1 protein-coding gene (cut by a window edge) is annotated in these 22,942 nt (G+C 75.0%); it reads left to right on the forward strand.

Annotated elements, in window-relative coordinates; genetic code table 11:
* Positions 1–22,942, forward strand: the 5' portion of a protein-coding gene (locus P3T34_RS35655) for a type I polyketide synthase (protein ID WP_280670358.1). The gene runs 5,426 nt beyond the window's last position; the window shows 22,942 of its 28,368 coding nt (coding positions 1–22,942); its start codon is at positions 1–3; its stop codon lies beyond the right edge, outside the window.

Genomic DNA, 22,942 nt, shown 5'->3' on the forward strand with positions numbered 1-22,942 from the left:
ATGGACAAGGAACAGAAGCTCCGGGACTACCTCAAGCGGGCCGGCGCCGACCTTCAGCGCTCCCGGCAGCGGGTCAACGAGTTGGAGGCGGCCGCGAGCGAGCCGATCGCCATCGTGGGCATGAGCTGCCGCTACCCGGGCGGGGTGAGCGGGCCGGACGACCTCTGGACCATGCTTGTCAACGGCGAGGACGGGATCACCGGCTTCCCGGCGGACCGCGGCTGGGACCTCGCCGCCGAGGACGGCCCGACCGGGATCTCCGGCGGATTCCTGCACGACGCCTCGCAGTTCGACCCGGACTTCTTCGGCATCTCGCCGCGCGAGGCCCTCTCCATGGACCCGCAGCAGCGCGTGCTGCTGGAGTCTGCCTGGGAGGCCTTCGAGGGTGCGGGCATCGACCCCGCGACAGTGCGCGGCACCAGGACCGGTGTCTTCGTCGGCGCGATGCCGCAGGACTACCGGACGGGTCCCGAGGACGACGTCCAGGGCTTCGTGCTGACCGGCAACGCCACCAGCATCATCTCGGGCCGCCTCTCCTACTTCTTCGGGACCGTCGGGCCCGCCGTGACGGTGGACACCGCCTGCTCCTCCTCCCTGGTGGCGCTGCACCTGGCCGCCCAGTCGCTGCGCGCCGGCGAGTGCTCGCTGGCGCTGGCCGGCGGGGTGACGGTGATGTCCAGCCCGACCACCTTCGTCGAGTTCGCCCGGCAGGGCGGTCTCGCCTCGGACGGGCGCTGCCGGTCCTTCGCCGACGCGGCCAACGGCACCGGCTGGGCCGAGGGCGTCGGCGTGCTCGTGCTGGAGCGGCTCTCGGAGGCCCGGCGCAACGGGCACCGGGTGCTGGCCGTGGTCCGGGGCACCGCCGTCAACCAGGACGGCGCCTCCAACGGGCTGACCGCGCCCAACGGCCCCTCGCAGCAGCGGGTGATCGAGCAGGCGCTGGTCAACGCGCGGCTCTCGGCCGACCAGGTCGACGTGGTCGAGGCGCACGGCACCGGCACCACGCTCGGCGACCCCGTCGAGGCCCAGGCGCTGCTGGCAACCTATGGGCGCGGCCGGGACCCGCAGCGTCCGCTGCTGCTGGGGTCGGTCAAGTCCAACATCAGCCACACCCAGGCGGCGGCCGGTGTGGCGGGCATCATCAAGATGGTCATGGCGATGCGGCACGGCGTCCTGCCGAAGACGCTGCACGTGGACGCGCCGTCCACGCACGTGGACTGGACGGCCGGTGCGGTCCGTCTGCTCACCGAGCAGACGGACTGGCCCGAGCGCGGCGAGCCGCGCCGGGCTGGCGTCTCCTCGTTCGGCCTGAGCGGCACCAACGCGCACGCGATCATCGAGCAGGCCCCCGCCGAGCCGCAGGAGCCGACGTCTGCGGCCGTCGACGCGGACGTGCTGCCCTGGCTGGTCTCCGGCCGCACCCCTGGCGCCCTGCGCGCCCAGGCCGCCCGCCTGCTCGCGCTGCTGGACGCCGACCCGGCGGCCGACCCGGCCGACCTGGCCTTCTCGCTTGCCACCAGCCGCTCCAGCCTGGAGCACCGCGCGGTGGTCACCGCCGAGAGCCGGGAGCGGGTCGTCGCGGCCCTCACCGCCGTCATGGAGGAGGGGCCCGCCGACGGCCTGGTGCGCGGCACCGTCCAGGGGCGGGCCAAGCTCGCCTTCCTGTTCGCCGGACAGGGCTCCCAGCGGATCGGCATGGGCCGTGAACTGGCCGACCGCTTCCCGGTGTTCGCGCGGGTGCTGGAGGAGGTGCTCGGGCACCTCGACGCCGGGCTCGACCTGCCGCTGCGCGAGGTGCTGTTCGCCGCCGAGGGCACGCCCGAAGCCGAGCTGCTCCACCAGACCGGATACGCGCAGCCCGCGCTCTTCGCGATCGAGGTCGCGCTCTTCCGCCTCGTCGAGTCCTGGGGCGTGCGGCCGGACTTCCTGGCCGGGCACTCGATCGGCGAGATCGCCGCCGCGCACGTCGCCGGGGTCTTCTCGCTCGCCGATGCCGCGACGCTGGTGCTGGCGCGTGGGCGGCTGATGCAGGCGCTGCCCGCCGGCGGCGAGATGGTCGCGCTGCGGGCGAGCGAGGCCGAGGTCATGCCGCTGGTCGAGGGCCGGCGCCACCGGGTCTCGATCGCCGCCGTGAACGGCCCCGGTGCCGTGGTGATCGCGGGCGCGGCGGGCGAGACGGCCGAGGTCGCCCGGCACTTCACCGAGCTGGGGCGCGAGACCAAGCAGCTGCGGGTGAGCCATGCCTTCCACTCGCCGCTGATGGAGCCGATGCTCGACGAGTTCCGTGCCGTCGTGGCGGCGCTGTCGCCGCAGGCACCGGTGATCCCGGTGGTGTCGACGCTCACCGGCGTGCCCGCCACCGTCGAGCAACTGACCTCCGCTGCCTACTGGGTGGACCACGCCCGGGAGACCGTCCGGTTCGCCGACGCCGTCGACTGGCTGAGCGGGCACGGCACCGGGGCCTTCCTGGAGCTGGGCCCGGACGGCGTCCTCTCCGCCCTGGTGCAGGGCTGCGTGGAGGACGCGGCCGCGCTGCCCGTGCTGCGTCCGGGCCGGGGCGAGAGTGCGACCCTCACGCAGGCCGTGGCCGGTCTGCACGTGCGCGGTGTCCCCGTGCAGTGGAAGCAGTACTTCGCGGGCCTCGGCGCGCGCCGGGTGGACCTGCCGACGTACGCGTTCCAGCACCGCCGCTTCTGGCCGAAGAACCTGCCCGGCCGGGCCGGTGACGTCCGCGCGGCCGGTCTCGGGGCCGCGCACCACCCGTTGCTGGCGGCGGCCGTCTCGCTGGCCAACTCCGACGGCCTGCTGCTGACCGGTCGGCTCTCCGTGCAGACGCACCCCTGGCTCGCCGAGCACGCGGTGCGCGGCGCCGTGCTGCTCCCGGGCACCGCGTTCCTGGAACTGGCCGTGCACGCGGGCGACGAGGTCGGCTGCGACCGGGTCGAGGAGCTGACGCTCGCCGCGCCGCTGGTGCTGCCCGAGCAGGGCGGCGTCCAGGTGCAGGTGTGGCTCGGCAGCGCCGACGAGGCCGGCCGGCGCACCCTGAGCATCCACTCGCGCCCCGACGCGGCCGAGGAACAGCCCTGGACGCAGCACGCCGGCGGCATCCTGGCGAGCGGCGAACACCGCGCGGCCTTCGAGGAGTTCACCGCCGGCGTGTGGCCGCCGGAGGGCTCCCGGGTGCTGGACCTGGAGGGCCTGTACGAGCGGCTGGCCGGTACCGGCTTCGGCTACGGGCCGGTGTTCCAGGGCCTGCGCGCCGCCTGGCGCCGGGGCGAGGAGGTCTTCGCCGAGGTGGCGCTGGCGCAGACCGCCGCCTCCGAGGCGGGCGCCTTCGGCCTCCACCCCGCGCTGCTGGACGCCACCCTGCACGCCTCGGCCTTCCTGGATCTCGGCGACCATGTGCGCGGCGGCCTCCCGTTCGCCTGGCAGGACGTCAGCCTGCACGCGAGCGGCGCGACGTCCGTCCGGGTCCGGCTGGCGCCGGTCGGCGACGACGCCGTCGCCGTGACCGTCGCCGACACCGCGGGTGGCGCGGTCGCCTCGGTCGGCTCGCTCGTGCTGCGCGCGGCGGCGGACCAGCAGCCGTCCGCCGCCGGGCTCGCCCGGGACGCGATGTTCGAACTTGCCTGGAGCCGGCTGCGCGGCGGCGCCGAGAGCGAGCCGCAGGCGGTCGCCGTCCTCGGCGAGGACCCGTTCGCCCTCGCGCTGCCCGAACCGGCGGCCGACGCGCAGCAGACGGCCCTGCTCGTCCCCGTCACCGGCGCCCCCGACCTGGACCCGGCCGCCGCCGCGCACCTGCTGACCGCCCGCGTCCTCGGGCAGCTGCACGCCCACCTGGCGGACGAGTCCGCCGAGGCGCGGCTGGTCTTCGTCACGCGCGGCGCCGTCGCAGCCGGGGGAGCGGAGGTCACCGACCCGGCGGCCGCCGCCGTCTGGGGCCTGGTGCGCTCGGCGCAGGCGGAGCACCCGGGCCGCTTCGGCCTGCTCGACCTGGACCCGAACTCCACTGAGGTTCCGCTGAAGGCCCTGCGCGCCGACGAGCCGCAGACGGCCGTCCGCGGCGGCGAGGTGCTGGTCGCCCGGCTCGCCCGGATCCGCGCCGAGGCCGACACCGTCACCACGGCGCCCTGGAACCCCGAGGGCACCGTCCTGATCACCGGCGGCACCGGCGGGCTCGGCCGGGTGCTGGCCCGTCACCTGGTCACCGAGCGCGGCGTGCGCCACCTGCTGCTGGCCGGCCGGCGCGGCCCGGCGGCCGAGGGGGCCGAGCAACTGGCCGAGGAGCTGAGGGCGTTGGGCGCCAATGTCGCGATCGAGGCGTGCGACGCCGCCGACCGCGCCGCCGTCGACCGCCTGCTCGCCGCACTGCCGGCCGAGCACCCGCTGACGGCGGTGGTGCACACGGCCGGCGTTCTCGACGACGGCGTGATCGAGTCGCTGACGCCGGAGCGGATCGACGCGGTGCTGCGGCCCAAGGCCGACGCCGTGCAGAACCTGCACCGGGCCACCGAGGGGCTGGAGTTGGCCGCCTTCGTGGTCTTCTCCTCGCTCGTGGGCACGGTCGGTGCGCCCGGCCAGGGCAACTACGCGGCCGCCAACGCCTTCGTGGACGCGCTGGTGCGGCTGCGCCGCGCCGCCGGCCTGCCCGGCCAGTCGCTCGGCTGGGGCCCGTGGGCCCTCTCCGGCACGGAGGGCGGGATGACCGCCGGCCTCTCCGACGGCGAACTCGAACGGCTGGCCGCGCTGGGCACCCCGGCGCTCGAAGAGCAGGACGGCCTCGCGCTCTTCGACGCCGCGCTCGCGCTGGGCACCCCCGCCCTGCTGCCGGTCCGCCTCGATCTGCCGGTGCTGCGCGCCCGGGGCGAGGTGCCACCGCTGCTGCGCGGCCTGATCCGCACCCCCGTCCGCCGCTCGGTGGTGGCCGGCTCCGAGGCCGCGGCCGGCCTGGCCCAGCGGCTCTCCCGGCTGGAGGGAGCAGCCCGCACGGACGCGGTCGTCGAGCTGATCCGGATCCAGGTGGCCGCGGTTCTGCGGCACGCGGGCCCGGCGGACGTCGACCCGCTGCGCCGGTTCCAGGACCTCGGCTTCGACTCGCTCACCGCCGTCGAGCTGCGCAACCGCCTTCGGACGGTCACCGGCCTGCGGACCTCGGCCACCGTGATCTTCGACTACCCGACGGTCACCGAGCTGGCCGCCCACGTGCTGGACGAACTCCTGGGCGCCGAAAGCCTCCAGGGCGCCGTCGTGGCTGCGACGGCCCGCACCGCCGACGACCCGATCGTGATCGTCGGCATGAGCTGCCGCTACCCCGGCGGCGTGGCCTCGCCCGAGGACCTGTGGCGGCTGGTGAGCGAGGGCACCGACGCGATCTCCGGCCTGCCCACCGACCGCGGCTGGGACCTGGAGCACCTCTACGACCCGGACCCGGACCACCTCGGCACCGCCTACACCCGCTATGGCGGATTCCTGCACGAGGCAGCCGAGTTCGACCCGGCGTTCTTCGGCATGAGCCCGCGCGAGGCGCTGGCCACCGACGCGCAGCAGCGCCTGCTGCTTGAGGCCTCCTGGGAGGCGATCGAGCGGGCCGGGATCGACCCCCGCTCGCTGCGCGGCAGCCGGACCGGCGTCTTCGCCGGTGTGATGTACAACGACTACTCGGCGCTGCTGACCGGCGGGGAGTTCGAGGGCCACCAGGGCAGCGGCACCTCGCCGAGCATCGCCTCCGGCCGGGTCTCCTACACGCTCGGCCTGGAGGGCCCGGCGGTCACCGTCGACACCGCGTGCTCCTCCTCGCTGGTCGCGATGCACTGGGCGATGCAGGCGCTGCGCGCGGGCGAGTGCTCGCTGGCGCTGGCCGGCGGCGTCACCGTGATGTCCACCCCGACCTCGCTGATCGAGTTCTCCCGCCAGCGCGGCCTGTCCCCGGACGGCCGCTGCAAGGCCTACGGCGACGGCGCGGACGGCGTCGGCTGGTCGGAGGGCGTCGGCGTCCTGGTCCTGGAGCGGCTCTCCGACGCGCGCCGAGGCGGCCACCGCGTGCTCGCCGTGGTGCGCGGCTCGGCGGTCAACCAGGACGGCGCCTCCAACGGCCTCACCGCTCCCAACGGCCCCTCGCAGCAGCGGGTGATCCAGCAGGCGCTGTCCGGCGCCGGGCTCTCCACCACCGACATCGACGTGGTCGAGGGCCACGGCACCGGCACCACGCTCGGCGACCCGATCGAGGCCCAGGCGCTGCTGGCGACGTACGGTCAGGAACGCGACCCGGAGCGTCCGCTGCTGCTCGGCTCGGTCAAGTCCAACATCGGCCACACCCAGGCCGCCGCCGGCGTCGCCGGGGTGATCAAGATGGTGCTGGCGATGCGGCACGGCGTCGTCCCGCGCACCCTGCACGCCGACCAGCCCTCCTCGTACGTGGACTGGGAGGCGGGCGCGGTCGAGCTGCTCGCCGAACAGGCGCACTGGCCCGAGACGGGCCGCCCGCGCCGGGCCGGTGTCTCCTCGTTCGGCTTCAGCGGCACCAACGCGCATGTGATCCTCGAACAGGCCCCCGAGGCCCCGGCCGAGCGGGCCGCCGCCGAGCAGGCGGCGCCCGTCGTGGTCGCCTGGCCGGTCTCCGGCCGTACCCGGGCGGCGCTGCGCGACCAGGCGGCCCGGCTGCGCTCCTTCGTCGAGGCCCGTCCCGAGCTGGACGCGGCCGAGGTCGGCCGGGCGCTGGCCACCACCCGCTCGGGCTTCGAGCAGCGCGCCGTGCTGGTCGGCGACCGGGCCGACCTGCTGCGGGCGCTGACCGCACTGGCCACCGGCGAGGGCGATGCCGCGCTCACCGAGGGCGAGAGCGGCGGAGCGGGCCGCCTTGCCCTGCTCTTCGCCGGACAGGGCTCCCAGCGCGTCGGGATGGGCCGCGAACTCGCCGCCCGCTTCCCGGTGTTCGCCCAGGCGCTGGACGAGACGCTGCGCCGGCTGGACGACGGTCTGGACCGGTCGCTGCGCGAGGTGCTGTTCGCCGCCGAGGGCACGCCCGAAGCCGAGCTGCTCGACCAGACCGGCTGGGCGCAGCCCGCGCTCTTCGCGATCGAGGTCGCGCTCTTCAGGCTCGTCGAGTCCTGGGGCGTGCGGCCCGACCAGCTGCTCGGCCACTCGGTCGGCGAGATCGCCGCCGCGCACGCTGCCGGTGTGCTGAGCCTGCCGGACGCCTGCACCCTGGTGCTCGCCCGGGCCCGCCTGATGCAGGCGCTGCCGGCCGGCGGCGCCATGGTCTCGCTGCAGGCCGCCGAGGCGGAGGTGCTGTCTCGGCTGACCGAGCGGGTCTCGGTGGCCGCCGTGAACGGCCCACACGCTGTGGTGATCGCCGGGGACGAGGACGAAGTCCTGCGCATCGCCCAGGAGTTCGCTGCCGAGGGGCGCAAGACCAAGCGGCTGCGGGTGAGCCACGCCTTCCACTCGCCGCTGATGGACCCGATGCTGGAGGAGTTCCGCCGGGTCGTCACCGGCCTGCGCTTCCAGCAGCCCCGGATCCCGCTGGTCTCCGCGCTCACCGGCGACCTGGCCACTGACGCCGAGCTGTGCACCCCCGACTACTGGGTCGAGCACGTGCGCCGCACCGTCCGCTTCGCCGACGCCGTGCGCACCGCGCGCGCCCTCGGCGCGGCCACCTTCCTGGAGATCGGGCCGGACGGCGTACTGTCCGCGCTCGCCCAGGACACCCTGGGCGACGACGACGGCGCCGACCTCGTCCCGCTGCTGCGCGCCGACCGCGCCGAGGAGCGCACCGCCGCCACCGCGCTGGCCCGCCTGCATGTGCGCGGGATCGCGGTGGACTGGACGGCGTACTACGCCGGGACGCCCGCACGCGGCGTCGACCTGCCCACCTACGCCTTCCAGCGCGAGCGTTACTGGCCGCAGACCTCGGCCGCTCTCGGCAGTGCGGCGGCCGATCCGGCCGACGCCGAGCTGTGGGGCGCCGTCGAGCGCGGGGACGCGGCCGAACTGGCCGCCCTGCTCGGCCTGCGCGACGAACAGCACGCCAACCTCTACGCACTGCTCCCCGCGCTCGCCGACTGGCGCCGCCAGCGGCACGAGAAGAGCGTGCTGGACGCGGCCCGCCTGCGGGTGCAGTGGCAGCCGGTGCGCGCGAGCGCGGCGCCGGTGCTGGACGGGACCTGGCTGGTGGTCAGCGCGCAGGGCACCGAGGACGCCGAACTCCTGGACGCGCTGCGCGGCCACGGCGCCCGCCTCGAGCGCCTGGTGCTGGACCCGGGGTGCCGGGACCGCGCCGAGGTCGCCGAGCAGATTGCCGCCGCTGGTGAACTCGCCGGTGTGCTCTCGCTGTTGGCGCTGGGCGATGGGCCGGTGCTGGGCGCCGAAGCGCTGCCGACGGGCCTTGCGCTCAGCGTCCTGCTCGCCCAGGCCCTGAGCGACCTCGCGCTCGCCGCACCGCTCTGGACGCTCACCCGCGGCGCCGTCTCCACCGGCGCGGCCGACCCGCTCGTCAACCCCGTCCAGGCCGCCGCCTGGGGCCTGGGACGGGTCACGGCGCTGGAGCGTCCGCAGGCCTGGAGCGGCCTGCTCGACCTGCCGTCGGTGCTCGACGCCCCGGCCGTCCAACGGCTGGTCAGCGCCCTGGCGGCGCCGGCCGGCGAGGGCACCGAGGACCAGCTCGCGCTGCGCGGCTCGGCCGTGCTCGGCCGGCGGTTGGTGCGCGACCCGGGTGCCGAGCTGCCCGCGGCCGCCGAGTTCACCGCCACCGGCACCGTCCTGGTCACCGGCGGCACCGGCGCGCTGGGCGCCGAGGTGGCCCGCTGGTTGGCCCGGGCCGGCGCCCAGCACCTGGTGCTCACCAGCCGGCGCGGCCCGGACGCCCCCGGCGCCCGTGAACTCGCGGACGAGCTGGCCGAGTTGGGTACCCGTACGACGATCGTGGCCTGCGACCTCGGCGACCGCGACGCACTGGCCGCGCTGCTCGCCACCGTCGAGGACGACTACCCGCTGACCGGTGTGGTGCACGCCGCCGGCGTCGGCCAGGCCGCACCGCTTGCCGCCACCTCGCTGGAGGAGTTCGCCGAGCTGACGGCGGCGAAGATGGCGGGCGCGGCCCACCTGGACGCAGCTCTGGCCGAGCGGGAGCTGGACTTCTTCGTCCTGTTCTCCTCCGTCGCGGGCGTCTGGGGCAGCGCGGGGCAGAGCGCCTACGGCGCCGCCAACGCCTACCTCGACGCCCTCGCCGAGCACCGCCACGCACGCGGCCTGGCCGCCACCTCGCTGGCCTGGGGCCCGTGGGCCGAGGCAGGCATGGCCACCCACGAGGCGGTCTCCGAGGCCCTGTTGCGCCAGGGCCTGCGCTTCCTGGCGCCCGAGACCGCGCTCGCCGAGCTGCGCCGCGCCCTCGTGCAGCGCGAGGTGACCGTCACGGTCGCCGACGTCGACTGGGCGCGCTACGTCCCGGTCTTCACCTCCTCGCGCCCGAGCGTGCTCTTCGCCGAACTCCCCGAGGTACGCGAACTCGCGCGGGCCGGCGAGGCGGGCGAGGCAGCCGTCTCGGAGTTCGTCCGGCGCCTGCTGGGCCTGGCCGAGGGCGAGCGCGAGCGCGTACTGGTCGACCTGGTCCGCCGCGAGGCGGCCGTCGTGCTGGGGCACACCTCCGCCGACGGCGTGCCGCCGACCCGCGCCTTCCGCGACGCCGGCTTCGACTCGCTGACCGCCGTCGAGCTGCGCAAGCGCCTGGTCACCCTGACCGGCCTGGCGCTGCCGACCACGATGGCCTTCGACTACCCGACGCCGGTCGCGCTGGCCGGCTACCTGCTCGGCCAGATCCTGGGCGCCGCCGACGAGTCGGCGCCCACCCCGGCCGCCGCCGCGGGCCGCTTCGACGAGCCGATCGCCATCGTCGGCATGAGCTGCCGCTTCCCCGGCGGCGTCCGATCGCCCCAGCAGTACTGGGAGTTGATCGAGCAGGGCGTCGACGCGATCTCCGACTTCCCGGTCAACCGCGGCTGGGACACCGGCCTCTACGACGCCGACCCCGACGCCCCCGGGCGCACGTACTCCACCCAGGGCGGATTCCTGCACGACGCGGGCGAGTTCGACCCCGGCTTCTTCGGCATCTCGCCGCGCGAGGCGCTCTCGATGGACCCGCAGCAGCGCCTGCTGCTCGAGACCACCTGGGAGGCCTTCGAGTCGGCGGGCCTGGACCCGACCACCGTGCACGGCAGCGCTACCGGCACCTTCATCGGCTCCACCTACCAGGAGTACGGGCTCGGCATGGAGGACGGCTCGGCCGGGCATGCCGTGACCGGCACCAGCCCGAGCGTGCTCTCCGGGCGCCTGGCCTACCTCTTCGGCCTCGAGGGCCCGGCCGTCACGGTCGACACCGCCTGCTCCTCCTCGCTGGTGGCCCTGCACCTGGCCTGCCAGTCGCTGCGCAACGGCGAGACCTCGCTGGCGCTGGCCGGTGGCGCGACGGTGATGACCAACCCGGCCTCCTTCATCGCCTTCAGCCGCCAGCGGGCGCTGGCCGCCGACGGCCGCTGCAAGCCGTTCTCGGACGCAGCCGACGGCATGACGCTCGCCGAGGGCACCGGCGTGCTGGTCCTGGAGCGGCTCTCCGACGCGCACCGCAACGGCCACCGCATCCTGGCCGTGGTGCGCGGCTCGGCGATCAACCAGGACGGCGCCTCCAACGGGCTCACCGCCCCCAACGGCCCCTCCCAGCAGCGCGTCATCCGCCAGGCGCTGAGCAACGCCGGGCTCGCCACCGGCGACATCGACGCCGTCGAGGCGCACGGCACCGGAACGGCGCTGGGCGACCCGATCGAGGCGCAGGCCCTGCAGGCCGTCTACGGCCGCGACCGGGACCCGCAGCGCCCGCTGCTGCTGGGCTCGGTGAAGTCGAACATCGGCCACACCCAGTCGGCCGCCGGTGTGGCCGGCGTGATCAAGATGGTGCTGGCCCTGCAACACGCCACCCTGCCGCGCACGCTGCACTGCGCGCAGCCGTCCGCGCACATCGACTGGACGCCCGGCACGGTCTCGCTGCTGAGCGAGCCACGGGCGTGGTCGCCGGGCGAGCGCACCCGCCGAGCTGCCGTCTCCGCCTTCGGCATCAGCGGCACCAACGCGCATGTCGTGCTCGAAGAGGCGCCTGCGCTCGACGTCGCTGCCGTCGCTGTCGCCGAGCCGATCGCGACCGTCCCGTGGGTGCTCTCGGCTCGGACGCCCGGCGCGCTGCGCGCCCAGGCCGAGCGCCTGGCCGCCCAGCTGGACGCCGAGCCCGATCAGCGCCCGGTCGACATCGGCCACTCGCTGGTCACCTCCCGCGCGCTGCTCGAACATCGGGCCGTGCTGCTGGGCGCCGACGGCCAGGCGCCGCGCGCCGAACTCGCCGCGCTCGCTGCCGGCCGCTCATCGGGCGGCCTGGTCCAGGGCGTGGCCGAGATCGACGGCCGGACCGTCTTCGTCTTCCCCGGCCAGGGCTCGCAGTGGGCCGGCATGGGAGCCCGCCTGCTGGACGAGTCGGCGGTCTTCGCCTCGTCCATCGAGGAGTGTGCCGCCGCTCTGTCGCCGCACGTCGACTGGTCGCTGACCGACGTGCTGCGCCAGGTCGAGGGCGCGCCCACGCTGGAGCGCGTCGACGTCGTCCAGCCCGCCACCTTCGCGGTGATGGTCTCGCTGGCGCGGCTGTGGCAGTCGCACGGCATCCGCCCGGACGCCGTGCTCGGCCACTCGCAGGGCGAGATCGCCGCGGCCGCGGTGGCCGGCGCCCTCACGCTCCAGGACGCCGCCCGGGTGGTGGCGCTGCGCAGCCAGGCGATCGGCCGGGTGCTGGCCGGCTCCGGCGGCATGGTCTCGGTGCCGCTGTCGGCCGCCGAGACCGAGGAGCGCCTCGCGACGCTGGGCGGGGAGATCTCGATCGCAGCCGTCAACGGCCCGCAGACCGTGGTGGTCGCGGGTGCGCCCAAGCTGCTGGACGCCTTCATCGAGGACCTCGCCGCCCAGGACGTCCGCGCCCGGCGGATTCCGGTGGACTACGCCTCGCACTCCGCGCAGGTGGAGCTGCTGGAGGACGAGTTGCTCACGGTGCTCGCCCCGGTTCGTCCGCGCGCCGCCGAGGTGCCGTTCTACTCGACGGTGACCGGCCAACTGCTGGACACCACAGGGCTGGACGCCGCGTACTGGTACCGGAACCTGCGCCAGACCGTGCAGTTCGACCCCACCATGCGCGAACTGCTCGCCCAGGAGCACCGGGTGTTCGTCGAGGTCAGCCCGCACCCGGTGCTGACCATGACGGTGCGCGCGACGGTCGAGGAGAGCGGCCATCGGGCCGCGGTGGTCGGCACGCTGCGGCGTGACATCGGCGGCACCGAGCGTTTTCTGGCCTCGCTCGCCGAGGCCTTCGTGCAGGGCGTGCGGACCGACTGGACGCCGGTCTTCGCCGGCACCGGCGCGCGCCGGGTGGACCTGCCCGGCTACGCCTTCCAGCGCGAGCACCTCTGGGCGATCCCCGAGCGGCCCAAGGACGGCGGCACCGACCCCGCGGACCAGGAGTTCTGGACCGCCGTCGAGCGCGAGGACCTTGCCACCCTGGCCGCCGACCTGCGGCTCGACGGCTCCTCGCTGGCCCCCGTGCTGCCGGCCCTCTCCGACTGGCGACGTCGACGGCGCGACCGCTCCACCGTCGACTCCTGGCGCTACCGGGCCACCTGGACGCCGCTCGGTGCCCAGGCCCCGGCCGCCCTGACCGGCAGCTGGCTGCTCGTCACGGACGAGCGGCACGCGGGCGAGCACGCTGACATCACCCACACCCTGACCGCGCACGGCGCCGACGTCCGCGAGCTGGTGCTGGACGATGCCTGCGCCGACCGCACGACGCTGTCAGTCCGCCTCGCCGAGTTGGACGGCATCGGTGAACTCGCCGGCGTCCTCTCGCTGTTGGCCGCCGACGAGGCGCCCAGTGCGCTGCACCCGGCGCTCTCCGGCGGCCTGGCGCTGACCCTCGCGCTGATCCAGGCGCTCGGTGGCGCGGGTGTCGAGGCGCCGCTGTGGTGCCTGACCCGCGGCGCGGTCTCCACCGGCCGCGCCGACCGGCTCACCCGTCCCGTGCAGGCGCAGATCCACGGCCTGGGCTGGACGGCGGCGCTGGAACACCCGCAGCGCTGGGGCGGTCTGGTGGACCTGCCCGAGATCCTGGACCGGCGCGGCGCCGAGCGCCTGGCCGCCGTGCTGGCGGGCACCAGCGGCGAGGACCAGCTCGCGATCCGCCCCTCCGGCGTGCTCGCCCGCCGCGTCGTTCGCGCCCCCAAGGCCCCGGCCACCAGGGGTAGTTGGATGCCGCGCGGCAGTACCCTGGTGACCGGCGGCACCGGCACCCTCGCGCCGCACCTGGCCCGCTGGCTGGCCGAGCAGGGCGCTGAGCACATCGTGCTCACCAGCCGTCGGGGCGCGGACGCCCCCGGGATCGGCGAGCTGATCGCCGAGCTCGCCGAACTCGGCTGCCGGGCAACTGCCGTGGCCTGCGACATCACCGACCGCGAGGCCGTCGCGGCCCTGTTGGACCGCCTGCGGGCCGAGGGGCACCCGGTGCGCGGCGTCGCGCACACCGCCGCCGTCATCGAACTCGCCCCGATCGAGGAGAGCAGCCCCGAGGGCTTCGCCAAGGTCGTGCACGCGAAGGTCGCCGGTGCACAGATTCTGGACGAACTGCTCGACGACGAGGAGGTGGACGCCTTCGTCCTGTACTCCTCCACCGCCGGGCTCTGGGGCAGCGGCCGGCACGCCGCCTACGTGGCCGCCAACGCCTACCTCAACGCGCTGGCCGAGCACCGCCGTTCGCGCGGTGCGCACGCGCTCTCGGTCTCCTGGGGCATCTGGTCGGACGACCTGAAGCTCGGCCGGGTCGACCCGTCGGCGATCCGCCGCAGCGGCCTGCTCTTCATGCAACCGCAGCTGGCGCTGGCTGGGTTGCGCCAGGCGCTGGACAGCGACGAGCAGGTGCTGTCGATCGCCGACATCGAGTGGGACCGCTACCACCCGGTCTTCACCTCCGGACGGCCCACCGCGCTCTTCGAGCAGGTCCCCGAGGTGCGGCAGCTCGAAGCGGCGGCCGAACGGCCCTCCTCCGACGGTGAGTTCGTCACCCGGCTGGCCAAACTCCCGATCGTCGAGCAGGACCGGGTGCTGCTGGACCTGGTCCGCGCGGAGGCGGCCATCGTGCTGGGCCACGCCTCGCCCGAGACGCTCTCCGAGCAACGGGCCTTCCGTGACGTCGGTTTCGACTCGCTGACCGCCGTGGACCTGCGCAACCGGCTCTCCACCGTGACCGGGCTGAGCCTGCCCAGCACGATGGTCTTCGACTACCCCAACCCGCTCGCGCTGGTCCGCTTCCTGCGCGGCCAGGTCGGCGGCGCGCCGCAGGAGAGCGGCCCGTCCGTCAGCTCCCCGGCCGGCTCCGCCGTGGACGACGACCCGATCGCCATCATCGCGATGAGCTGCCGCTACCCGGGCGGAGTGGACTCGCCCGACGCCCTCTGGCGGCTGGTCGCGGCCGGCGGCGATGCCATCTCCGACTTCCCACTCGACCGCGGCTGGGACGCCGAGGGCCTCTACGACCCGGACCCGGACCGCCCGGGCCGCACCTACTCCACCCGCGGCGGATTCCTGCACGGCGCCGCCGACTTCGACGCCGCCTTCTTCGGCATATCGCCGCGCGAGGCGCTCTCGATGGACCCGCAGCAGCGGATGCTGCTCGAGACCTCCTGGGAGGCGATGGAGCGCGCCGGGATCGACCCCGCCACCCTGCGCGGCAGCCGGACCGGCGCCTTCATCGGCGCCAGCTACCAGGACTACACCTCGGGCGGAGCCGGCCAGGACGGCGCCGAGGGCCACCTGATCACCGGCACCATCTCCAGCGTGCTCTCCGGTCGACTCTCCTACACCTTCGGTTTCGAGGGCCCGGCCGTCACGCTGGACACCGCCTGCTCCTCCTCGCTGGTCGCGCTGCACCTGGCCTGCCAGTCGCTGCGCAACGGCGAGAGTTCGCTGGCCCTGGCCGGCGGAGTCAGCGTGATGGCCACACCCAACGCCTTCGTCGGCTTCAGCCGGCAGCGCGCGATGGCCGTCGACGGGCGCTGCAAGGCGTACGCCGAGGCGGCCGACGGCATGAGCCTGGCCGAGGGCGTCGGCCTGGTGCTGGTGGAGCGGCTCTCCGACGCGTTGCGCAACGGGCACCCGGTGCTGGCCGTGGTGCGCGGCAGCGCGGTCAACCAGGACGGCGCCTCCAACGGGCTGACCGCGCCCAACGGCCCCTCGCAGCAGCGGGTGATCCGCCAGGCGCTCGCCAACGCGGGTCTGGCCGCCGCCGAGGTCGACGCGGTGGAGGGCCACGGCACCGGAACCAGGCTGGGCGACCCGATCGAGGCCCAGGCGCTGCTGGCGACCTATGGGCAGGACCGCTCGCAGGGCCGTCCGCTGCTGCTGGGCTCGGTCAAGTCCAACATCGGCCACACCCAGATGGCCTCCGGCGTCGCCAGCGTCATCAAGATGGTGATGGCGATGCGGCACGGCGTGCTGCCGCAGACCCTGCACGTGGACGAGCCGTCCTCGCACGTGGACTGGACGGCCGGCGCGATCGACCTGCTGACCGAGCGGATCGACTGGCCGCAGACCGGGCGACCGCGCCGCGCGGGCGTCTCCTCCTTCGGCCTGAGCGGCACCAACGCCCACACCATCCTCGAACAGGCCCCGGCCGCGGCCCAGTCGGAGCCGGCTCCGGCCGAGCCCGGCATCGTCCCCGTCGCGCTGCCCGTTGTGCTCTCCGGCCGCACCGAGGGCGCGCTGCGCGCCCAGGCCGAGAGCCTGCTGACCTTCCTCGCCGACCGTCCCGAGCTGCCGATCGCCGACCTCGCCCGCTCGCTCGCCACCACCCGCTCGGGCCTGGAGCACCGCGCGGCCGTGGTGACCGCCGAGCGCGACGAGCTGCTGCGAGCGCTCACCGCGCTGCGCGACGGGTTGCCGAGCGGTGTGCTGGTCACCGGCCGTCCGATGCGTGGGCGAACTGCCTTCCTCTTCACCGGCCAGGGCAGCCAGCGCCCGGCGATGGGTCGCGAACTCTACGAGCAGCACCCGGTGTTCGCCGAGGCGCTGGATGCCGTGCTGGCCCGCTTCGACCTCGAACTCGACCACAGTGTGCGGGAGGTGATGTTCGCCGAGGAGGGCACGGCGCAGGCCGCCCTGCTGGACGACACCGCCTACACCCAGCCCGCCCTGTTCGCCCTTGAGGTCGCGCTCTTCCGCCTCGTCGAGTCCTGGGGCGTGCGACCGGACGCGGTGGCCGGCCATTCGATCGGCGAACTGGCCGCCGCCCATGTGGCGGGCGTGCTCTCGCTGGCCGACGCCTGCACCCTGGTCGCGGCCCGCGGCCGGCTGATGGCCGCGCTGCCCGCCGGGGGAGCGATGGTCTCGCTGCGCGCGACCGAGCAGGAGGTGCTGCCGCTGCTCGGCGACACGCTCTCCGTCGCCGCGATCAACTCGCCGACCTCACTGGTCGTTTCGGGCGACGAGGAGGCCGTGCTCGAGCTGGCCGCCCGCTTCGAGGAGCAGGGCCGCAAGGCCAAGCTGCTGCGGGTCTCGCACGCCTTCCACTCGCCGCGGATGGACGCCATGCTGGACGCCTTCGCGCAGGTCGCGCGGGGCCTGAGCTACCGGGCCCCGGTCATCCCGCTGATCTCCACGGTGACCGGCACGCTCGCCACCACCGAGCAGCTCGGCTCGGCCGAGTACTGGGTCGACCAGGTGCGCGGCACGGTGCGGTTCGCCGACGCCGTGCGCCTGCTCGCCGACCAGGGCACCACCAGCTTCCTGGAACTGGGCCCGGACGGCGTGCTGTCCGGCGCGGCGCGCGAGACCCTGGGCGACGACGCGAGCCTGACCGGCGTCCCGGCGCTGCGGCGCGGACGGGCCGAGGTCCCCGTGCTGCACAGCGCGCTCGGCTGGCTGCACGCGCACGGCGTGCCGGTGGACTGGGAGGCGGTGTTCGCCGGCGCCGGCGCCCGGCTCGTCGAGCTGCCGACCTACCCGTTCCAGCGCCGCCGCTTCTGGCCGGAGGCCGGCGCCACGGCCGGATACGCCACGACTGGGCACGCAGCCGGCGCCGAGGACCCGGCGGACGCCGCGTTCTGGTCGGCCGTCGAGCGCGCCGACCTCTCCTCGCTCGGCTCGAGCCTGGAGCTGGACGCCGAGACCCTGACGGCGATGGTGCCCGCGCTCTCCACCTGGCGCCGTAAGCGCCGCGAGCAGTCCGCGGTGGACGGCTGGCGCTACCGCGCCGAGTGGAAGCCGCTCACCGCCAGCCCTGCCGCGCTGTCGGGCAGTTGGCTGGCGCTCGTCCCGGCCGAGGGCCCCGAGGAGCAGTGGACCACCGCGCTGTTGGAGGGCCTGGCCGTCGAGACCGTCCGCCTGGACACCGCCGGCGCGGACCGAGCGGCGCTGGCCGCGCGGTTGCGCGAACTGACCTTGGACGCCGCCGGGTTCACCGGTGTGCTGGCGCTGCCTGGAGCCGACCTGGTCGACACCCTCACTGCGGTGCAGGCCCTCGGTGACGCCGGCGTCACCGCACCGCTCTGGTGCCTGACCCGCGGCGCCGTCTCGGTCGGCCGCTCCGATCAGCTCACCGACCCTGCCCAGAGCGCTGTTTGGGGTCTGGGACGGGCCTTCGCCCTCGAACAGCCCGAGCGCTGGGGCGGGTTGGTCGACCTGCCGACCGTCCTGGACGCCACCGCCGTCCGGCGCCTGGCGGGCGTGCTCGCCGGGACGGACGGCGAGGACCAGGTGGCGGTTCGGCCCTCCGGGACCTTCGGCCGCCGACTCGTCCACCACCCGGTCGGCGAGCGCACCGCAGCGCGCGAGTTCGCCCCCACCGGGACCGTGCTGGTCACCGGTGGCACCGGCGGCGTGGGTGGGCGGGTTGCCCGCTGGCTGGCCGGGCGCGGTGCCGAGCACCTGCTGCTGGTCAGCCGTCGCGGCGCCGACGCCCCCGGGGCGGACGAGCTGCGCGGCGAACTGGAGGCGCTCGGCGTCCGGGTGACCCTGGCCGCCTGCGACACCGCTGACCGCGACGCCCTCGCCGAGGTGCTGGCGGCCGTCCCGGCGCAGCTGCCGCTGACCGCCGTCTTCCACACCGCCGGCATCGTCGAGGACGGCGTGCTCGACAGCCTGACCCTGGAGCGCCTCGCAGCCGTCCTGCGGCCCAAGGTCACCGCCACCCGCCACCTGCACGAGCTGACCCGCGACCTCCCGCTCACCGCGTTCGTGCTCTTCGCCTCCACCGCCGGCGCTCTGGGCGCCGCCGGACAGGCCAACTACGCTGCTGCCAACGCCTTCCTGGACGCCTTCGCGGAGCAGCGCCGGGCGGACGGGCTGCCCGCGACCTCGATCGCCTGGGGCCCGTGGGCGGAGGCTGGTATGGCCGTCGACGGCGCGGGCGTGGAACAGCGCGTCCGCCGGGGCGGGTTCGCCCCGATGGCCCCGCAACTCGCCCTCGCCGCCCTGCAGTACGCCCTCGAGCACGAGGACACCGCGCTGGTCGTGGCGGACATCGACTGGGAGCGGTTCGCCGCGGTCTTCACCGCGCTGCGACCCAACCCCCTGGTCGGCGACCTGCCGGAGGTCCGTCGGGCCGCCCCGGCGGCCGCCGCTGAGCTGGGCGGCGGCCAGGACTCCGAGCTGCGGGCCAAGTTGGCCGCTCTGCCGCAGTCCGCGCGCGGCCGGTTCGTGCTGGACGTGCTGCGCACCCTGGTGGCCGCCGTCCTGGGCCACGAGGACGCCGAGAGCATCGGGCCTGACCAGGCCTTCAGCGACCTCGGCTTCGACTCACTCACCATCGTCGAGCTGCGCAACGCGCTGGCGGCCACCACCGGCCTGCGGCTGCCCTCCACGCTGGTCTACGACTACCCGAACCCGGTGCTCCTGGCCGAGTTCCTGCTCGCCGAACTGCTTGGCGCGCTCCCCGAGTTGGACACCCCGGCGGCGGATGTACGCGCGGTGGACGACGACCCGGTGGCGATCGTCGGGATGGGCTGCCGGTTCCCCGGCGGGATCGAGTCCCCGGAGGACCTCTGGCAGCTGCTGGCGCGTGGCGAGGACGCCGTCGTCCCGTTCCCGGCCGACCGTGGCTGGGACCTGGAGAGCCTGGGCCGGGGCGGCTCGGCCACGCTGTCCGGCGGATTCCTGGACGGCGTCGGCCAGTTCGACGCCCACTTCTTCGGGATCTCACCGCGTGAGGCGCTGGCGATGGACCCGCAGCAGCGCCTGCTGCTCGAGACCTCCTGGGAGGCGTTGGAGCGAGCGGGCATCGCGCCGGACTCGTTGCGTGGCACGGCAACCGGGGTGTTCATCGGCACCAACGGGCAGGACTACACGACAGTGCTGCGCCGCGGGATCTCCGAGGTGCAGGGCCATGTGGCCACCGGCAACACGGCCAGCGTGATGTCCGGGCGGCTCTCCTACACGTTGGGCCTGGAGGGCCCGGCGGTCACCGTCGACACCGCCTGCTCGTCCTCGCTGGTGGCCCTCCAGCTGGCCGCCCGTGCACTGCGCAGCGGCGAGTGCTCGCTGGTGCTGGCCGGCGGCGTGTCGGTGATGTCGAGCCCCGACGCGTTCGTCGAGTTCACGGCCCAGGGCGGACTGGCCCCCGACGGCCGGTGCAAGGCGTTCGCCGACTCGGCCGACGGCACCGCGTGGTCCGAGGGCGCGGGCGTCCTCGTGCTGGAGCGGCTGTCGGACGCCCGGCGCAACGGCCACCAGGTGCTGGCGGTGGTGCGCGGCGCGGCCGTCAACCAGGATGGCGCCTCCAACGGCCTGACCGCCCCCAACGGGCGAGCCCAGCAGCGGGTGATCCGGCAGGCGCTGGCCGACGCCGGGCTCACCCCCGCGCAGGTCGACGCCGTCGAGGCGCACGGCACGGGCACCTCGCTCGGCGACCCGATCGAGGCCCGCGCGTTGATCGCGGCCTACGGCGGCGAGCGCGAGCGGCCACTGCTGCTCGGCGCGGTCAAGTCGAACCTGGGGCACACCCAGGCCGCGGCGGGTGTGGCAGGCGTGATCAAGATGGTGCTGGCGATGCGCCACGGCGTGCTGCCGCGCACGCTGCACGTGGACGAGCCGTCCTCGCACGTCGACTGGTCGGACGACGCCGTCGCGCTGGTGCGCGAGCAGCAGAGCTGGCCCGAGACCGGGCAGCCGCGCCGGGCGGGCGTCTCCGCCTTCGGCGTCAGCGGGACCAACGCGCACGTGATCGTTGAGCAGGCGCCCGTGGACGTCGCCGACGAGCCTGTTGTTCGGCCGGGCGTGGTGGTGCCGTGGGTGCTGTCGGGCAAGTCCGAGGCGGCGCTGGACGCGCAGCTGGGCCGTATCGCCCCGGTTGCTGCTTCGCCGCTGGACATCGGTTACTCGCTGGCCGCCGGCCGGGCGGGCTTCGCGCACCGGGCGGTGCTGCTGGACGGCGCCGAGGTCGCTCGCGCAGTGGCGATCGAGCGCTCGCTCGCGCTGCTCTTCTCCGGGCAGGGATCGCAGCGCCTGGGCATGGGACGGGAGTTGTACGGGCGGTTCGCGGTGTTTGCGGAGGCCTTCGACGCGGTGTGCGCGAGGCTCGACGGACAGCTCGATCGGCCGGTCCGTGACGTGGTGTGGGGCGTGGACGAGGAGCTGCTGAACCGGACGGACTTCGCGCAGGCGGGGTTGTTCGCGGTGGAGGTGGCACTCTTCCGGTTGGTTGAATCCTGGGGCGTGGTACCGGACTTCGTGGCCGGCCACTCGATCGGCGAGGTCGCGGCGGCGCATGTGGCCGGAGTTCTCTCGTTGGTGGATGCGTGTGCGTTGGTGGCGGCGCGTGGCCGGTTGATGCAGGCGCTGCCCGCTGGTGGTGCGATGGTGGCGTTGCAGGCGACGGAGGGGGAAGTCCTGCCGTTGCTGGGCGAGTTCGTGTCGATCGCGGCGGTGAACGGGCCGTCGTCGGTGGTGATCTCGGGTGCCGAGGACGCGGTGGAGGCGGTGCGCGCGCACTTTGCGGACCGCAAGACGACGCGGCTGCGGGTGTCGCACGCGTTCCACTCGCCGTTGATGGATCCGATGGTGGACGAGTTCCGTGCGGTGGTGGCGGGTCTGTCGTTCGAGGTGCCGCGGATCCCGTTGGTGTCGAACGTGACGGGTGCGGTGGCGTCGGCGGAGTCGGTGTGCACGCCGGAGTACTGGGTGCGTCATGTGCGGGAGGCGGTCCGTTTCGCGGACGGTCTCGATGCGCTCGCGGCTGAAGGCGCCTCGGCCTTCCTGGAGTTGGGCCCCGACGGCACTCTGACCGCACTGGTCCAGGACGAGTCCGCCGTCGCGGCGCCCGCCCTGCGCAAGGGTCGGCCGGAGGAGGCCGCGCTGCTGACCGGGCTGGCCCGGCTGCACGTGGCGGGCGTCCGGCTGGAGTGGGCGCGGGTCTTCGAGGGCACCGGTGCCCGCCGGGTGGACCTGCCCACCTATCCGTTCCAGCGCGAGCTGTTCTGGCCGGAGAGCGCACCCGCGAGTGCGGCGCGCGGCGCGGTCGACCCGGCGGACGCCGCGTTCTGGTCCGCCGTGGAGCGCGAGGACTTCGCTGCCCTCTCCTCCTCCCTGCACCTGGACGACAGTTCGCTGTCGACGCTGCTCCCGGCCCTGTCGGCCTGGCGCCGCGAGCGCAACGAGCGCTCGGCCGTCGACAGTTGGCGCTACCGGGTGAGCTGGAAGCCGCTGGCGGCAGCCACCGCCGCTGCCCTGCGCGGCAGTTGGCTCGTCCTCCTCCCGGCCGGAGTGGCCGGAGCGGCCGAGGACGCGTGGACGGCCGCGCTGCTGGACGCGCTCGGCGCCGACGCCGTCCGCGTGGAGGTCGGCGCCGCTGAGCACGACGCACTCGTCGAGCGCCTGCGGGAGCACAGCGGCTCCTTCACCGGAGTCGTCTCGCTGCTCGCCGCCGCGTGCGACGAGCAGCTGCCGCCCACCGGCCTGGCCTGGCCGGACGCTGTGGTGGCCGCGCTCGCCGAGGCCGGCGTGGACGCGCCGCTGTGGTGCGTCACGCGAGGCGCGGTATCGGTCGGCCGCTCCGAGGCACCGGCGGGCACGGCCCAGGCCGCCGTCTGGGGGCTGGGCCGAGTGACCGCGCTGGAGCAACCCCAGCGCTGGGGCGGGCTGCTGGACGTGGCCGAGGTGCTCGACGAGCGCTCGGCGGCTCGACTGCGCGGCGTGCTGACGGCCGTCGACGGCGAGGACCAGGTCGCGCTGCGGCCCTCGGGCGTCTTCGCCCGGCGGTTGGTGCGGGCCACGACCGACCCGTCCGGCTCCGGCTGGAACCCGACCGGAACCGTGCTGGTGGTCGGCGAGGCGACCGGCTTCGGCGCCCCCGTCGCCCGCTGGCTGGCCCGGCAGGGCGTCGGACACGTGCTGCTGATGGGCGCGGGTGCGCCGGACAGCTCCGAGGCGCTCGCGCTGCACGCCGAGCTTGCCGAGCTCGGCGTCGAACTCACGGTTTCCGTCCATGATCTGACGGATCGTCCGACTCTTGCGGCGCTCCTCGACATGTTCCAGGTCAGCGCCGTGGTGCACACCGGCCACCCGGTGCGGCCCGCCGAGGATCAGGGAGCGGACGCGTACCTCGCGCTGCTCCGGGCGGGCCTGGAGAACCTGGAAGCCGCGCTCGGCGAGCGGGAGTTGGACGCGTTCGTGCTGTTCGCGTCGATCTCCGGCACCTGGGGCGTGCGCGGCCAGGAGGCCGGAGCGGCGGCGAGCGCCTACCTGGAGGCCGTCGCCCAGCGACGCCGGGCCACCGGCGCCCAGGCGCTGGCGGTGGCCTGGGGCGCCTGGAGCGACACCACCCCGGATTCGCTGGCCCAGCACCTGCGGCTCAACGGACTGCCGACGATGGACCCAGGGCGCG

Source organism: Kitasatospora sp. MAP12-44 (assembly GCF_029892095.1).
Taxonomy (GTDB): Bacteria; Actinomycetota; Actinomycetes; order Streptomycetales; family Streptomycetaceae; genus Kitasatospora.